Consider the following 16,270-nt stretch of genomic DNA (forward strand, 5'->3'; position numbering starts at 1 on the left):
AAGGTCCTTCGCAAGCTCAGGATGACAGGTGCGTTGACAACATTCAGCTACTCAACCTTTAAACCGCTTCAAAATCCGCATCCACGTGCTGGCGGATTTCCTCGCGAATTTGCTCTGCCGATAGCCACTCTTCGTTGTTAGCGGAGTCGTAATGAAAGCCTACCGGCACGCGCTTGCCCTGGAAATGCTGGATGAATTTTTCCACGTCCCAGATGGGCGTGAAGGGCAGGATAACGTAGTATTTAGGCAGTTCCACCGTGCTCAGGGAGTCGGTTTCGGTAATCATTTCCTCGTGCAGCTTCTCGCCCGGCCGGATACCCACAATTTCCTGGCGGCAGTTGGGGCCGATGGCTTCGGCTACCTCCGTAATCTTATAGGAAGGAATTTTGGGTACGAAAATCTCGCCGCCCCAGGCATGTTCCAGCGCGTAGAGCACCAGGTCCACGCCTTCGTCCAGCGAGATATTGAAGCGCGTCATGTCGGGGTGGGTGATGGGCAATACGCCGGTGTGACGCTGCTGCAAAAAGAACGGCACCACCGACCCACGCGAGCCGATTACGTTGCCGTAGCGCACCACCGAAAACCGTAAATCCCGGCTACCCTTCATATTGTTGGCGGCCACAAACAGCTTGTCGGAGCACAGTTTGGTGGCGCCGTAGAGATTGATGGGGGCCGCGGCTTTGTCGGTGCTGAGGGCTACTACTTCCTTCACGCCGCAATCCAGCGCTGCATTTATCACGTTTTCAGCCCCAAAGATGTTGGTTTTGATGCACTCCATTGGATTGTACTCGGCGGCCGGTACTTGCTTGAGCGCGGCGGCGTGCACAATAATATCTACACCCTCGCAGGCCCGCTTCAGGCGCGCCGCATCGCGCACATCGCCAATGAAATAGCGCATGGCCGGATACTGAGAGGTAGGAAACGTCTGGGCCATTTCGTACTGCTTCAGTTCATCGCGCGAGAACACGATGAGGCGCCGTACCTGCGGAAATTTTTCCAGCACGGTGCGTACAAATTGCTTACCGAACGAGCCGGTGCCGCCCGTCAGCAGCACCGATTTATGATTAAGGTCGAGGGCCATAAGGGAATTGGTAGAAGGGCAAAAGTACGGAGTTGTTCGTTGATGGGGTAGGTGTACCTCCGTTCGCCTGTCATTTCGACCGTAGGGAGAAATCTCGCGTGCCACGGTAATTTCAATCGTCAGGAAGTAGCGGGAGCACGCGAGATTTCTGCCTACGGTCGAAATGACGTTCAGCCGTAGACGTTCAATACCGGCCCATTTCGCGGGACACTCAGTAGCTTTGCTGGTTAGAAGGGTAGGCAGCACACCGCCGAAAACCGAATACGAACGACAGAAATCACCATGCCGGAGCCTATTAAACTCATTATCTGGGATTTGGACGACACGTTTTGGCGCGGCACGCTCTCGGAGGGTGCCGTGGAGGCTGTGGAGGAAAACCTGGCGCTGGTGCGCGATACGGCCGCGCGCGGGCTGGTGCATACCGTGGTTTCCAAGAATGATCTGGCTCCCGTAGAAGCCAAACTAACGGAGCTAGGTATCCGCGACCTGTTCGTGTTCCTGCGGGTGAGCTGGCAGCCGAAAGGCGCCATTATCAAGCAGTTGCTGGAAGATATGCAATTGCGGGCACCCAACGCTCTGTTCCTTGACGACAACCCCGCAAACCGCGCCGAGGCACTTTACTACAACCCTACCCTGCAAGTTGCCGACCCCGTCGATCTGCCTCAACTTGCCCCACAACTGCGCGCCGCCGGCAAGCCCGACCCTACCTTCTCGCGCTTGGAACAGTACAAGCTGCTGGAGCGCCAGCAGCAAGCGCGCGCCACCTACCACGACAACCTGGCGTTTCTACGCGACGCGCAGGTGCAGATTGAGTTCCGGGAAGGCGCGGCGGTGCTGCCCGATCTGGACCGCATAGAGGAACTGATTAACCGCTCCAACCAACTCAATTTCACCAAGCAGCGTGTCACCAAAGACGAGTTGCGCGCCAGCTTCCAGAGCCCGACTACCCGTTGGGGTACCGTGCGCGTGCGCGACCAGTTCGGCGACTATGGCTTGGTAGGGGTGTATGCCGTAGAACAGATAGATAACGCAGGTAGGGACGCCTTGCAGGCGCCCGCCGTTGCTAGTGCGAACGAAGGCAACCGACTGATACAGTTCGTGTTTTCCTGCCGAATTCTGCATTTGGGCATCGAGCAGTTCACCTACGCCCATCTGGGTTTTCCGCGTCTGGAGGTGCAGGGCGAGGTAGCTACCGAACTCAATCAAACCGATCGCCCCGACTGGATCACTATCGTAACACCAATGTCGGAACAGCCCACTCCCGCCGCGCCAGACTCCGCTAAGCGCCTGCGCGTGCTGCTGAAAGGTGGCTGCGACTTGGGCCAGCTCACGCCGTTTTTGCAGGCCTTTCAGCTGGAAGTGTTGGAGGAATTCAACTATGTAAACGAAAACCAGGTGCCCGTGCACGTAGAGCACTTAAAGCTACTGCGCCAGGGTAGAGAATTAGCAGCATCAGAGCGGCAGCGCTTGGCGCGCCTACCCTTCCTCGGGGCTGAGGCCTTCGATACGAAGCTGTGGCAGGGCGACTATGACGTGCTGGTATACAGTCCGTTGATGGATTACACCCAGGAGCTATACCGCGAAAAAAGTACCGGAATAGCCGTGCCGTTCGGGGGGTACTACGATCTGACGACGCAAGACCCCGCAGCCCAGGCTGCCAAACACGCCCGGCGAAAATTCCGGGGGATGGACGAAGCATTTTTGCGCCGATTTCAGCAGGAATTCGCGTGTGTCGGTCAGGAAACACCCGCTGACTTCAAACAAAATCTTCGCTGGCTACGCGACCAACTACCGCCTACCCTCCCAATTTTCTTTCTCAACGGTGCCGAAATAGAAGTGCCCGGCTCCAGCGAAACCGGTGCCAAAGCACGACATCAGCAAATGAACCAAGCGCTGGCTGAGTTTGTGGACGAAGCCGAGAACTGCTACCTCATCGACGTGCGCGACTTCGTGCGCGAGCCCACTGATGTCACCAATAACCTGCGCCACTACCAGCGGGCGCACTATCGCACCCTGGCCCAACGCTTGGCCACAGCCCTCAGCGAATGGCAGGGTAGGAAACTAGCGCGCTCCGGCTGGCGTGACTTGAAAGCACGTCTGCTGAGCCGCCTACCGTGGTAGGGGTGCCTTGCAGGCGCCCTTACAGCAACTCTACCAACTGCTCCGTGAGGGCGCGGCGGGAATAGCACGTATGGGCATTGCCTGGTAAATCCAGGTTAGAAGTGGTCTGCCACTGTGCCACCAAAGTTTCCAGATACGCTAGCATGGCCGCGTAGTCGAGGTAGGGAAAGGCCTGGCCCGCGCCGCACTGGCGCAGAATCTCGTCGGCATCGGAGCCGGCTGGACCCACGCAGATAATAGGCTTGCGGGCTGCCAGGTACTCAAATATTTTTCCGGGCAAAATGCCCAGATTATTCGGCACGTCGGGAATGGCCATCAGTAGCGCCGTGCTCCGCAGCAAGTACCCCACCGACTCCTGGTGCGGCACGAAGGGTAGAAACTCGGTGCAGTCGGTCAGGCCGGCCACCGCCACCTGCTGCCGCACGCCCTCCGATACCTTGCCCACAAAGCGCAACCGTAGCGGTACCGTGGGGTAGCGTTGGGTGCAGGCGGCCACGGCGCGCAGCAGTTCCTGCACGTGGTAGGTTTCGGAGATGGTGCCGGTGTGGGTAATCAGCAGCGCGTCGATAGGAGGGGTAGAGGGCTGGCGAAAGTCGCTCTCGTCGTAGCCGTTGGGGATGACGCGGAATTTGCTCGGCGTCAGCTTGTTCGACTTACCCAAGAGCAGGCGGCGCGTGTCGGGGCTGGTGGTGAGCACCACGTCGGCTTGTTCTAACACCTGGCGTTCGTAGCGGGCATCGAGCCAGCGGGCGGGCGCCGTTTGATGCAGCTCTTGCTGGTAGTAAATATCGGTCCACGGGTCACGCATATCGGCTACCCAGCGGAAGCCGTAGCGCTTTTTTAGCTCTAGGCCAATGAGTTGGGTGGAGTGAGGCGGCGAGCTGGTGAGCACCGCATCAAACGTTTCTCCTCGGGCCAGCAGTTGCGCCACCGCCCGTAGGGCATGGCGATTCCAGCCCCGGCGCGGGTCGGGTAGGAAGAAATTGCCCCGCACAAACTTGAACAGGCGCTGCGTGAAACTCGTTTTGCTTTCGTTGGCGAAGCCTCCGTACGGAATCTGCTCTCGCCGTGTGAGCTTTTTGTAGCTGCCAAACGGCTCCGAAGTATCGGTACGGATAACGCGCACACCAGCCGGCACCTCCGCCAGCAGCGACTCATCCAGCACAGGGTAGGCGCCGCGCTCGGGGTCTACGGTTACCACAGTAGGCTCCACGCCCAGCGCCGGCAGGTGCTTCACAAACTTCAAACTCCGCTGCACGCCGGCCCCGCCAGAGGGCGGCCAGTAGTACGTAATCACCAGCAAACGAAGCGGACGGGGAGCAGATACGGGCACGGGATAGTTCAAATGGAGGCGCGAAGGTACGCAGCCGCGGCTTTCCGGGGTTTTCTGGCTAATTTTGTAGAACTTCTCATAACCTCCTATCTGTTTTGAGAAAGTTGGTGCTTCTGATACTTGCTTTTTTCAGGAGTTGCTGACTTCATATCATCACGGGTAGCCAACGAGAAATAGGGCAACGCAGCTTACCAACGCGGTTGCTGTTTGCCCTTTCTGTACCTCTGCATACTCTCCGATTTCATGTTTGATAATCTCTCTACCAAACTCGACCGTGCGTTTAAAACCCTGAAAGGTCAGGGTAGCATCACGGAAATCAACGTGGCCGCCACCGTGAAGGAAATCCGCCGTGCCTTGGTGGATGCCGACGTGAACTACAAGGTAGCCAAGGAAGTAACCGACAAAATTAAGGACGAGGCCATGGGCCGCGACGTGCTCATCAGCGTGTCGCCGGGCCAGTTGATGACCAAGATTGTCTACGACGAGCTGACCGAGCTGATGGGCGGCGAGAAGCAGGACATCGTGATTAAAGGCGAGCCGGCCGTCGTGCTGCTTTCGGGTCTGCAAGGCTCGGGCAAAACGACGTTTGCCGGCAAGCTAGCTAACCACATTAAAAAGCAGAACCGCAACGTGCTGCTGGTGGCCTGCGACGTGTACCGCCCTGCTGCCATCGACCAGTTGAAGGTGCTGGGCGAACAGATTGGGGTAGAGGTGTATAGCGAAGTGGAAAACAAAAATCCCGTTGAGATTTCGCAGAATGCCATTGCCTACGCCAAGCAGAACAACAAGAAGGTAGTCATCATCGACACCGCCGGCCGCCTGGCCGTAGACGAGCAGATGATGCGCGAGATTGAGCAGGTGAAGCGGGCCATCAACCCTTCCGAAACCCTGTTCGTGGTGGACTCCATGACCGGCCAGGATGCCGTGAACACCGCCAAAACCTTCAACGACCGCCTGAACTTCGACGGCGTGGTGCTCACCAAGCTCGACGGTGACTCCCGCGGCGGCGCGGCCCTCTCGATTCGCGCTGTAGTTGAAAAGCCCATCAAGTTCATCTCGACGGGCGAGAAGATGGAGGCGCTGGACCTGTTCTACCCCGACCGCATGGCCCAGCGTATCCTGGGCATGGGCGACGTGATTTCGCTGGTAGAGCGCGCGCAGCAGCAGTTCGATGAGGACGAGGCCAAGCGGATCAACCAGAAAATCCGCAAAAACCAGTTCAACTTCGACGACTTCTTGTCCCAACTGGAGCAGATCAAGAAGATGGGCAACCTAAAGGACCTGGTAGGCATGATTCCCGGCATGGGCAAAGCCATGAAGGACGTGGACATTGACGACGACGCCTTCAAGCCGATTGAAGCCATCATCAAGAGCATGACGCCTAAGGAGCGCGCCCAGCCCGAGTTGCTGAATGGCTCGCGCCGCCGCCGCCTGGCCAAGGGTAGCGGCACGGATATTCAGCAGGTGAACAACCTAATGAAGCAATTTGAGGACATGCGCAAGATGATGCGTACCATGAACAAAATGAGCCAAACCAAAGGCGGCATGGCCCAAATGGCCCGCATGATGGGTGGCATGGGCAAAGGCGGCGGTAAGTTCTAGCAATTTGCCTACCTCCGCATAAAGCCAACACGGCCCGCATCCACTGGATGCGGGCCGTTGCTTTTTTGGTAGTATTTAGTGTGCAACAAGCACCCGTTGGGCCCTACCTATCGGTTGCCCATTGGTATCCGTGGCGCGTAGGATATAGAGGCCATTGGCCAGTGCTGCTACGCTGAGCTGTGTTTGCTGCCGGAAGTTGGTTTGCAAGACCTGGCGTCCTTGTTGGTCGAATAAGGCAAGGTGAATTTCGGCTGGTGAATCGGGGTAGGTCACCATCAAAAAATCTTGCGCAGGTATGGGAGCTACGGTTAGAGTGCTGGGAGAAGCCGCGACGGCTACTATCGGCGAATAGCCAACGGTGCCGTCCTGATCCTGCTGTTGCAGGCGGTAGTACGTCAGGGTTTGGGGCGCAGTGGCATCGTGGTAGGCGTAGCGCTGCGCGGCGTTGCTGGTGCCGGCTCCGGCTACAGAAGTCAGGGTAGCAAACGTAACGCCATCGGTGGAGCGTTGGATGACGAAGCCTTGGTTCTGACTTTCGGTGGCGGTTTGCCAGCGCAGTTGCACGCCTGCCCCTTGGCGTTGCGCCCCAAAGCCGACGAGCACCACAGGTAGCGGCGTGCCGGGCGTGGCGGCTACTCGAAAATCGGTGGCTTCCATCAACGTAACGCGTAGCTGCTGCGCGACCGCATCGTACTGATACTCTGCCACACCAGTGCCCGTCACGACTTGGGGCGCGGTAGCCATTGGCAGCGTAAGGGTAGTAGCGCGGCTGACGTAGCCGCCATATAGATTGGTGCTCAGGCGCTGCCAGCTGATATCAGCCCGCCGCGACGACGCCAGCATAGTTGCTGACCCGTAGCGGATGGTCGTGCCCTGTTGAAGAAAGAGCTGGGCGAATTGATTGGCCTTATCGAGGGAATAAAAAGTCAATAGTCCATCGGCGCTAACGGCCTGGGGTAACAGGTCGCTTTCATCTTGGGCCAATACTGTATCAGCCTGCGCGAAAACTACATCCTGAAAATCAGAAGATAACGCTAGGCCGGCAGTGGTAGACGTGCTGGTGGTGCTGGGGCTAAGAGTCGGCTGATCGGTGTAGGGATACAGCGCCGCCAGAAACTGCGTTTGAGCGCTACCCTCCTTGCGCACGAGCAGGGTGGTGTGGTTCTCGGGTGTGTTGTAGGTGACTTCGTGGGCGCTGGTAGTAGTAGCGTAGCTAGTGGCACCGGCCGTGGCTGTTACGTGGGCCAGTAGCTGCACGCCGTTTTTAAGCCACGTGCCTTCGTGGGCAGCCGGGTTGTTTTGGAAGGTGCCCGTGGTGGCGGTGCCGTTTTCCAAGCCATAGCCGTGCAACTGCCAGGTGTAAGCATGTGGCGCATTGGACTGCACGAAATCGGCTAGCAAATAGTAGCTATTGCGCACAAACATCGCCTTGCGCGTCACCGTTGTGCCCGCATAAGCCGATTGCACTTCGCCATAGCTCAGCTTTTCAGTTTGAAAGGTGTGCTGCACGGTGCCCACGGCGCTAGTGGCATCCGAGGCGGGCCCAGCACCATCTACCAGCACCATGTTATGGCTGGTGGCTTCCTTCACCTCATTGCGACGGTCGAAGCTGAGGTAGCCGGCGTCCAGGGCCAGCAACTGGCCGTAGGCGTGCAGCGCAAAGCTGCCTGCATCGGCGTGGCGGTGGCCGCCGGAGGTAGTGCGCGCTTGCTGGCTTTTGCCATACAAATGCAGGTAGGAAGCCAGCGAGTCGGAGCCGGAGCGGAAGATGAGGTTTCCGCTTTGGGGTAGAGCTGTGAGGGGAATAGATGGGGCAGGGGTAGGGGTTATGTTGGCGGCGAGGTAGGCGGCGCGCATGTCCACGGTTATGTCGCGGAGCTGAGCCGTAAGCGAATTCAGTTGGTTGGGCGCCAGCTTGCTCAGGTGTAGCGGGCGCACGTAGGCGGGGTTGCCGGTCAGTGCCAACTCGGGCATGCCCATATCTACATAAGAGTCCTCCAAGGCTGGAAAGCGGCCATCAGGCATCAGAATAGCCGTTATCCACTGGTAGAGCCGGTCGTAACGCAGGTCGAAATATGGGTTAGGAATGGTGCGCGTGGTGCCGTTGAAGGTGTAGGGTAGGGCACCAGCCGGCAGAAAATGCCCCATGGCCCGAAAGAAGGGCAGACAGTTTAGAAACGCGTATTTGAAGTAATACGGTCCCTCGGCGTAGCCCGCCACCGCCGCCGGGTCTGATTGCCGTTGCGCGTCCTGCCACAGCACGTTGTCGATGTTATACAGTCCGGTGGCAATCCAGGTAGCGGGTTGCTGGTTGGCTATGGTGCTGGTTGCGTCGTTAAGTACTACCGCCGCCATGCCCAGGGCCGCCGCAGTCATTAGCGTGTGGTTATTCTTGATGGTACTATAGAACCTAATCCCAAAAAATGACGCCACGGATTGCGTTTGCAGGTTACCGGCAAACTTTTGCAATTTGGCCCGGCCAGTAGCCAACTCCTGTTCCGGAACCCCGGCCCCACGCAGCAAATCATACGCTATCAGGTAGTCTATCAACTCCTTGGAGCGCCACTGCCAGTCGTTGTACGAGGGCCACGCCGATACCTGAAAGTTGAGGGTAGCCAGCAGGGTAGTGGCGTTGGTGAGCAGTGCAGCGCGTTCGTTGGCTGTGAGTGGTACCAACTCGCCAGGGGAGACTGGGCGTCGGTCCAGCAGCAGCACAAAGGCCGTGTTTTTAGCAAACGTAGCCCGGTCGCGCCGGCCGTTGGTGCTAGCGGTATCCGTGGGCGGTGCGGTACTGACGCTGTTGAACAGCCCGCTATAAAGCGCGTAGTTTGCCGATACAGTCAGGGACGTTCGCACGGCGGGCAGTTCAGCCGCCTTCAGCAGCGTGCGAGGGTAGGAAGAGTCTGCGTCAGCTGGCATCCAGCTGCCTTGCTGCGCCACAGCTTGGCACGCAAAGCACAGAAGGAAAAGATAAAGTAGAGAAGTTTTCAAGCTGGTCTAGTAGATAGAACGTTCAGACCAATTTGTATCAATTAGAAAGCCATAAAGCTGAGTATTATAGTATTATAATTAGTTTAAACACGAATTACGGCTGGATATAAAATATAATTTATCATATTTTATATCCAGCCGTATAATCAGTTGAAGCTAATATGCTGTGCGACTCTCATGCTGCTGCCACGCCCGAAAGCCCTCAATCGCTTCGTCGGGTAGTACTTGCTTCATCGGAATGCTGCGCTCGGCGAGAGGTTTTTCTATTTCGTCATAGATGAAATGGTCGTCGAAACCTACGGCGGCGGCGTCCTGTTTGGTGTTGCCATAGAAAACACGCTGAGGACGAGCCCAGTAAATAGCGCCCAAGCACATGGGGCACGGCTCACAGGAAGTGTACAGGTCACACCCATCCAACTGGTGCGTGCCCAGTGCCGTGCAGGCTTTCCGAATAGCATCTACCTCGGCATGGCAGGTAGGGTCGTTAGTACTAGTCACTTGGTTGAAGCCGCGGGCAATGATCTGCCCATCTTTTACCACCACGGCGCCAAATGGCCCGCCGTGGCCAGCCTGCATTTTTTCAATAGAAAGGCGAATGGCTTCGCGCATGAACTCGGGTCGGGGAGAATCCATTGGGTAGGAGGTAGGGGGAGTAAGCAGTTTGCCAAAACCAGCAAGTTACGATAGGTTGGTAACTGCGCAGTCTCCCGGAAGAAAATATTTCAGCAATAAGCGATTAACAAGTAACCGATTCGCCATTTTTGAAGTGCATGAACTGAACGGATCTTGAGCTACTTTTTCTCATCCTTTTCTATACGCAGATTCTTTACTGTTTTTCTTCTGGCCCTCGTTAGACTGCTGGGCAGTTGCGCCGTACGGGCCGATCATCTGCGGCCGCATATTTTGCTGTTGGCTCAGCGCACCGGTGCTCAGAAGATGTTCGCCGTGAACAACAGTATGTTAGGGGTAACGAGTTTTATTCTTAGAAGCTCCTATGTTTGAGATACTGCTCAAACATAGGAGCTTCTAAGGCATTTTTTTGTTGGCTGGCCCTTCTTGAAGAGCAGTAAACCGCCCAGTCAGCCACACAAAAACACCCTTCCAGCCATGTGGCCGGAAGGGTGTTTGAGTTTTGGGTAGGGACAAGCGACATCGTCGCAGGGCTTTACCGGTAAGGATTAGTTGTGGACCAGTTTGAGGTTCAGGTGCACCGTGCCACCATTCACCATGATCAGGTAACTGCCCTGGGGCAGTTGTTGCACCTGCAGGGTGTGTAGCTGCCCGCCGCTGAGGGTCTGCTGGCTAATAACGTGTCCTACCAGATCCAGCACGCGTACTTGGTAGGTACCCGTGGGCAGGCCCGTCAGATCGAGCGTGGCCGTTTGGCTAGCGGGGTTGGGATAGAGAGCTGCATCCAGTTTCGTCAACTGCTCGAAGGCAACCGTGCGCACCAGGCTGAACGATTCTTGACCATCGTAGTCTACTTGACGCAGACGGTAATAGATGGTCTTGGTGTCCAACAAACGACCGGCACCAGCATCGGTGTAGGTGTAATTGGTCTTCTGCTGGGTGCTACCCTGGCCGGTAATTTTACTAACAGTTTCGAAGTGGGTGCCTGTGAGGGAGCGTTGTACTTCGAAGTAGGCATTGTTCTTCTCCGAAGCCGTGGTCCAGCTCAACTTGGCGTCGAGGTGGGCGGTGGTAGCTTCAAAACGAACTAGCTCCACGGGCAACGGCTGCACGATAGTAACGTTTTCGGCAGTGTTGGCAGCAACGGTGCCATCATAGTTAGAACCACCCGCAGCACCTAAGCTTGTGTTAGTGCCACCAGCATAGTTGCCCTTCGGGGCTACAGTAGCAGTTGCGGTAGTTCCATCGCGCATAGGGTTAGTATAAGAGATGGTAGAAGAGGCATTGTAAACGGTGCCGTTAACAGCCGCAGAAGCAATGGTAGCCCGGAACTGAATACTTAGTGAAGCACCGGCCGGAATAGTAAGATTGCTAAACGTTGGCGTGCCTGTGTTGCTAGTTGGCCCAGTATAGCCTGTAACAGTAGAGGTGCTGCCATCGGCAAGCGTCAGTGTAACCGTAGGCGCGATGGTGTTGTCGTACTTGAACAAATTAGCCGCAAGCGTTGTTGCTGCGCTAATTTCTGTTGCAACGCCGCCCGTGTTGGACACCGTAAGCCTGTAAGTGGCAGGGTTAACGGTCGTGCTGTTGGCACGGGTTACGTTAGGAGTAGAAGTGCTCAGGCTAGCCGTAAGAACAGGTAGGCAAGAACCAGCGCCGCCGATAGTAGCTGTAGCGGTAGTTGCCGTGTTAGTAGTGCTAGTACCTGCGTCCCCGGGTCCGGCTCCATAGGTTGAAAGTGCTGTGTTGTTACCATTGGTGTTGATCAGTGTCTGCCCTGCGACTCCTGCGCTTGTTGAAATAGCAGCTGTGGTATTGGTGTATACTACGCCACCGCTGCCGCCGCCGCCAGGACCATATCCTCGCGTTGATCTATTAGACCCTGTATAGCCAGCATTGCCCCCATTGCCTCCATTAGCATTAATAGCCACGTTAGCCAAACTGGCAGGTGTCCCATCAGGTAGAAATGCCATAACTATAGCAGTACCACCTGCCCCGCCGCCGCCAGCGCCCTGTAGGTTGGAAGTGGTGTTAACCGCATTGCCAGCAGTAGGCGCATTGCTACCGTTAGCTTGTACTGAAAGCAGGCTAGTTCCTGAAGTGGGAGCTATCGGGCCAGACCGCAGGATGATAATGCCACCACCTACACCGCCGCTGCTACGTGCATTTGTTACGCCATCAAGGGAGCCAGCACCGCCGCCACCACCCATTAGTAGGCGCGTAGTAGATGTGGAAGCAACCCGTCCGCCTTGTGCTTGTATGCCTGTACTGCCCGAGCTGTACCCATAACCGCCAAGACCGCCTGCGCTAACGTTGCCGCCGCCGCCGCCACCAGCATTACCAGAGTTGTTAGTGGCAAAGTCAGTAGCACCACCACCTGCGTTACCGGGAGCACCTGCCGCGTGGCTGCCACCTACATAATCGCTACCCGCAACTGTATTAACCGAAGTACCATCAAATACTTGTGTTGGAGTGCCAGCTGTGCCTTCACCCTTAGAACCATTGCCTGCGGTAGAACTGCTAATGTAATCTCTGGTAGTAGCAGTAGTAGCTGCAATGCTACCCCCCCCGCGAAATCCTTTACCGCTCATAGAGAGAGTAGCATTTGCTGCATAAGTGGTCTTGCCAGCCACATCTATCGCCAAAACGCCACCTGTTTCTCCGTTCCAATCGGGGCCGCTTACAGTACCAGAAAGGGAGAGTGACGAATATTGTGGAACGCGAATGACCTGAAAGGCCTTCTTGCTCGCAGTACCACTGGGTGCAGTTGTTGCGTAGGTATTGGTATTGATCAGATTTTTCGTGAGTGTTAGCACTTGGTTACTGCCTGTGCCAGCAGCTACACTTTGTACAATAGCATACTCGTATTTACCAGCTGAGTAGGTGCCGTCATTAGTGACCGTACCATAAGTGTTGTTATTGGCAGTTACCATAGTAGCCCCCTGCATCTGCATAACCAATACGAGGTCGCCAACGGCAATAGGAGTAGAAGCTGTGCCAATACCGGTTCTAGCTATACCAACTGTAACTGTGTTAGCAGTAACAGAAATACCAGGATAGTACGTATTGGGAGAATCAGTATTACTTAAGGTGCCAAAGCCATCCTTTCCTGGGGTAGCACAAACCGTAGCAATATTTGCTACGCCTGAAATGTTAGTAATAACGGGCGCTGTGTTGTTTGCAGCTACTGGATCAGGAATTGAAGAAGTAGCAGTAGCAGTGGCTGTAATAGAAGTAGCGCCACTAGTTGGTACTACGAGGCTGATAGAGTAGCTAATAGGATCAGCGCCTGCAGCCAGGGTGCTGGTTGTAGGAAACGTAACTACACCTGAAGACGCGTCGTAGGTTGCGTTAGCCGGGAGGGTTAAGCTGCCAGCAGGTAGGTTAGGTGCTAAGGTTAGTTTTGGTGTTACGTTAGGAGCATCTAATGCTCCTAGGTTAGTTGCGTTGACAGTGTAAGTGATTTTTGAACCAGGGTTAGCTGAAGCAGGCCCACTTACACTGGTGGCAATATCGGCTCCAGATACAGCTACCGTGATATTTGCCTCGTTAGAAAGCGTATTGAGAATATCTCTAATCGTGTAAGGAATTGTAACCGTCCCTGCGAACGTACTAACAGGCGTAAACGTCACGATACCATTTGCATCAACTGTAAACGTACCCTTGTTTGGAACGGTGAGCGTACGATCAATTGCAGCCGTAGTAGGATCTAAGTCTACGCTGCCTTTGTTCAGGCTGCTGCCAGGTGCTTGGTCGTTGCTTGTCACATCGTAAGAAACAGGCTGATCATATCGGGTGCCGAAGTAATCATCGGTGGCTACTGTCGGACGGACAATGGCCAGATTTCGGATTTCGTGTACGTTATAGGAACCACCCGTAGAACCCGAAAAGCCGATGCGCAGTGTAGGCGGGGGAGGCGGAACCTCTATATTACTTAAAGCAGTAACTACCGAGTTGCCATTCTGAATACGAATGGTAACTCGGTAAGCTGCCGAGCCACTATTATTAGTATAAGGAATAAAGTCAATAAAGGCTCGACGGTAATTTGCACTACCATCTTGAGCCCGGGCTGTCGCTACGTCCAGACTAAAGGGCAGCGTGCCACTGCTGGCGATGTAGGGGTAGTCTGAAGTAGTAGCACCATTACCACTGCCGCGGATGGTAACCGCGTCAGGAGTTTGGCCAATGCCACCTACACGGCTTTCACTACCGTTGGAGTAGTTGCCAAACTCATCAATCCCAATCCCAATGTATCCGTTGGATACCCCAGCAACGGTACCTCTTTGAGCATAGCCCAACGAACCACCATCAGCGCCAATGCGAAAGGTTTGAGTTGCTCCGTCAATTAGGTACACACTAAAGCCATCCGCTCCATTGCCGCCATAAGAGAAAAACTCAAATGAAATACTAAAGCCCTGAGGTGCTGGAAATGAACTTTGGTCTATAGCTGTACCAGCCTTATATGTAGTAGCGGTAGTAAGACGCAAATAGCCGTTGCCGGTTGGGTCAGACCCAGTAGCGCCTGTTCCGGTAAGTACAGCATCACCGTATAATTGAAAGCCGGTAGCCGTTCCATTTTTGAAAGATTCAATTCGCGGAAAGGTATTTTGTGCTTGCGCCTCCTTTTGACTAGTAAGTAGCAATGCTGCCGAGCCCACAAGCCAACTAATAATGTGAAGGCGTCGACAGAAAATTCTGTGTAGTGTTTTCTTCATAAGGAAGCAGTAGAAACAAGGGAAGATAAATTTTGACAATTTTTATTTATAGTATTTTTTTATTAAAAATTTTTAAAAAAATACTATAAAATACTTTTGATTTCACTAAAGTAAGAGCATTAACTATACCTAGAAGCAGATTTGATAATTTCTCGTCATTAATAAATAATAATAGTATTATTTTGATAAATAGTAGAAAGGCAGCAATGAATACACTCTATGATCTTGTCATCATAGATTTGGCATCAAAGTTGTGAAAAACATTTCGAAAGAATAGTTTTTAGGTGTTTTGGTTGTGGGAAAGAGCGGAGCCGTTGGTTCCGCTTTTTTTATGCCCAGTGAGGTGCCTTTCCAGAAAGGACAGTCTAGCTGAACGTAGAAACGCGTCCGCCCCACTACTGCTATAATCTGAATAGCAGTAGTGGGGCGGACGCGTTTTGAAATGTCTAACAGGGGAGCAGCTTAATGTATAATGCGCAGCTCGTACTCTGGCGTATTTGTCGCAGAACTAGGTAAGCGGAACGCCCCTACCCGGCTAGGACCATAGCCTAGGTTTACCTTTATAAACTCGTCTCGCACAGGGAGCATCTCCACAATCTCACGGCGCAGGGCGTCTAGGTCGGCACGCGTGTTATCCAGCGCCTGCTGCACTTCGTTGGTTTCCTGATCGAAGCTGCCGGTGGCGGGACGCTGCTCAAACGAGTCGTTGGGGCCAGGTGCAGCGGCATGGTCGATGGGCAGATTGGTGGCTTGCGTGGCGGCCCGGCGGAATTCCTGCTCGGCTTCGAGGTAGGCGTTCAGTTTTTCTTCGAGGGGTAGTAGATTGGGGTTCAGGTAGTCGAGGTTGCTGGCCATGGCCGGAGGAGTATAAAGTAGGAGTGAGTGTACTTCTCGCAAACGCAACGTGCCCGGCGAAGGATACAGCAACCCGCAAAAGTGCAGGCGCACTCGCGCAACGCGGCGTAACTTGCGGCCTCGGATGGGAGTAGTTCTTCTATCTCCTGCCGCGTCTTTTGCCTACTTCTATGCCTTTTTCTCCTGCCTCTGCCCACGACCCCATGGGCCACGCTCTGCTCGACTTTCGCCACGGCCAAACAGCCGCTACACTTACAGTGCACAGCAATGTAGCCGAAGACGAACCCCTACCGGCCAGCTATCTGTTTCGTACCCTTTGGGAAATGCCCGAGCTAGAGCGCACCGCTCTGGAAGCCTGCCAGGGTAGGGTATTGGACTTGGGCGCCGGTGCCGGCTGTCACGCACTAGAATTGCAACAGCGCGGTTATTCGGTGAAAGCCCTAGATGCCTCGCCAGGCGCAGTGCAAGTGATGCAGCAGCGCGGCGTGCAGCAGGTAGCTTGCCACGACCTGTTCGACCCCATTCTCACCAACGACCTACCCTACGATACCATCCTGATGCTGATGAACGGCCTGGGGCTGGTGGGCACTCTCGATGGCCTCGAAAAATTCCTGATACACGCTCGTGCCCTGCTGGCACCCGGCGGACAAATCCTGGCTACCTCCGCCGACATTGCCTACCTCTACGAGGATGAGGAAGGCGCTCTGGTTATCAACCTCAACGGTCCTTACTACGGCGAGGTAGAATATAGCATGAGTTATAAGGAGGAAACCGGCGCGCCCTTCCACTGGCTGTTTGCCGATGCCAGCATTCTACAAGACTACGCCGAAGCCGCCGGCTACACCGTCGAATTCTTGGACCACGACGAGCAGGACCAGTACTTGGTTCGCCTTACGCTGCTGTAAGATGGTGAGGTGGTGAGTAAAAAGACGTGTGTAATCC

9 protein-coding genes are annotated in these 16,270 nt (G+C 55.0%); 3 read left to right on the forward strand and 6 right to left on the reverse strand.

The window, feature by feature from the left end; genetic code table 11:
* Positions 1 to 58: 58 nt before the first annotated feature.
* Positions 59 to 1,081 (reverse strand): UDP-N-acetylglucosamine 4,6-dehydratase (inverting), encoded by a 1,023-nt coding sequence (gene pseB / locus KYK14_RS18805; RefSeq protein ID WP_185283228.1) that lies wholly within the window; start codon positions 1,079 to 1,081, stop codon positions 59 to 61.
* Positions 1,082 to 1,363: 282 nt separating this feature from the next.
* Between pseB and KYK14_RS18810 the strand changes: the two genes are divergently transcribed.
* Positions 1,364 to 3,202, forward strand: coding sequence for a hypothetical protein (locus KYK14_RS18810; RefSeq protein ID WP_219160989.1), 1,839 nt, complete (start codon positions 1,364 to 1,366; stop codon positions 3,200 to 3,202).
* A gap of 19 nt (positions 3,203 to 3,221) precedes the next feature.
* On the opposite strand, the gene KYK14_RS18815 is transcribed toward KYK14_RS18810, so the two are convergent.
* Positions 3,222 to 4,535, reverse strand: coding sequence for a glycosyltransferase family 4 protein (locus KYK14_RS18815; protein ID WP_343217139.1), 1,314 nt, complete (start codon positions 4,533 to 4,535; stop codon positions 3,222 to 3,224).
* A 243-nt stretch (positions 4,536 to 4,778) separates the two neighbouring features.
* Between KYK14_RS18815 and ffh the strand changes: the two genes are divergently transcribed.
* The gene (gene ffh / locus KYK14_RS18820; protein WP_185283230.1) at positions 4,779 to 6,137 is read left to right on the forward strand and encodes a signal recognition particle protein; all 1,359 of its coding nucleotides are present in this window, start codon (positions 4,779 to 4,781) and stop codon (positions 6,135 to 6,137) included.
* A 75-nt stretch (positions 6,138 to 6,212) separates the two neighbouring features.
* Here the strand turns inward: ffh and KYK14_RS18825 are convergent, their stop codons facing one another.
* The 4 genes from KYK14_RS18825 to KYK14_RS18840 form a co-directional block, all read right to left on the reverse strand.
* The gene (locus tag KYK14_RS18825; protein ID WP_219160991.1) at positions 6,213 to 9,128 is read right to left on the reverse strand and encodes a heparinase II/III domain-containing protein; all 2,916 of its coding nucleotides are present in this window, start codon (positions 9,126 to 9,128) and stop codon (positions 6,213 to 6,215) included.
* 156 nt (positions 9,129 to 9,284) lie between these two features.
* Positions 9,285 to 9,761 carry a nucleoside deaminase gene (locus tag KYK14_RS18830; RefSeq protein WP_219160993.1) on the reverse strand — a complete coding sequence of 159 codons (477 nt, stop codon included), beginning with the start codon at positions 9,759 to 9,761 and terminating at the stop codon, positions 9,285 to 9,287.
* A 545-nt stretch (positions 9,762 to 10,306) separates the two neighbouring features.
* Positions 10,307 to 14,473 (reverse strand): T9SS type A sorting domain-containing protein, encoded by a 4,167-nt coding sequence (locus KYK14_RS18835; RefSeq protein ID WP_219160995.1) that lies wholly within the window; start codon positions 14,471 to 14,473, stop codon positions 10,307 to 10,309.
* A 462-nt stretch (positions 14,474 to 14,935) separates the two neighbouring features.
* The gene (locus KYK14_RS18840; protein ID WP_219160997.1) at positions 14,936 to 15,328 is read right to left on the reverse strand and encodes a hypothetical protein; all 393 of its coding nucleotides are present in this window, start codon (positions 15,326 to 15,328) and stop codon (positions 14,936 to 14,938) included.
* A gap of 170 nt (positions 15,329 to 15,498) precedes the next feature.
* Between KYK14_RS18840 and KYK14_RS18845 the strand changes: the two genes are divergently transcribed.
* Positions 15,499 to 16,233, forward strand: coding sequence for a class I SAM-dependent methyltransferase (locus KYK14_RS18845; protein ID WP_219160999.1), 735 nt, complete (start codon positions 15,499 to 15,501; stop codon positions 16,231 to 16,233).
* Positions 16,234 to 16,270 lie beyond the last annotated feature (37 nt).

It is taken from the genome of Hymenobacter profundi (genome assembly GCF_019334315.1).
GTDB classification, from domain to species: domain Bacteria; phylum Bacteroidota; class Bacteroidia; order Cytophagales; family Hymenobacteraceae; genus Hymenobacter; species Hymenobacter profundi.

Bases quoted from the DNA above. Each gene is read 5' to 3' on its own strand.
- KYK14_RS18845 (WP_219160999.1), top strand. From the start codon at position 15,499: ATGCCTTTTTCTCCTGCCTCTGCCCACGACCCCATGGGCCACGCTCTG.
- pseB (WP_185283228.1), bottom strand. From the start codon at position 1,081: ATGGCCCTCGACCTTAATCATAAATCGGTGCTGCTGACGGGCGGCACC.
- KYK14_RS18835 (WP_219160995.1), bottom strand. From the start codon at position 14,473: ATGAAGAAAACACTACACAGAATTTTCTGTCGACGCCTTCACATTATT.
- KYK14_RS18840 (WP_219160997.1), bottom strand. From the start codon at position 15,328: ATGGCCAGCAACCTCGACTACCTGAACCCCAATCTACTACCCCTCGAA.
- KYK14_RS18830 (WP_219160993.1), bottom strand. From the start codon at position 9,761: ATGGATTCTCCCCGACCCGAGTTCATGCGCGAAGCCATTCGCCTTTCT.
- ffh (WP_185283230.1), top strand. From the start codon at position 4,779: ATGTTTGATAATCTCTCTACCAAACTCGACCGTGCGTTTAAAACCCTG.
- KYK14_RS18810 (WP_219160989.1), top strand. From the start codon at position 1,364: ATGCCGGAGCCTATTAAACTCATTATCTGGGATTTGGACGACACGTTT.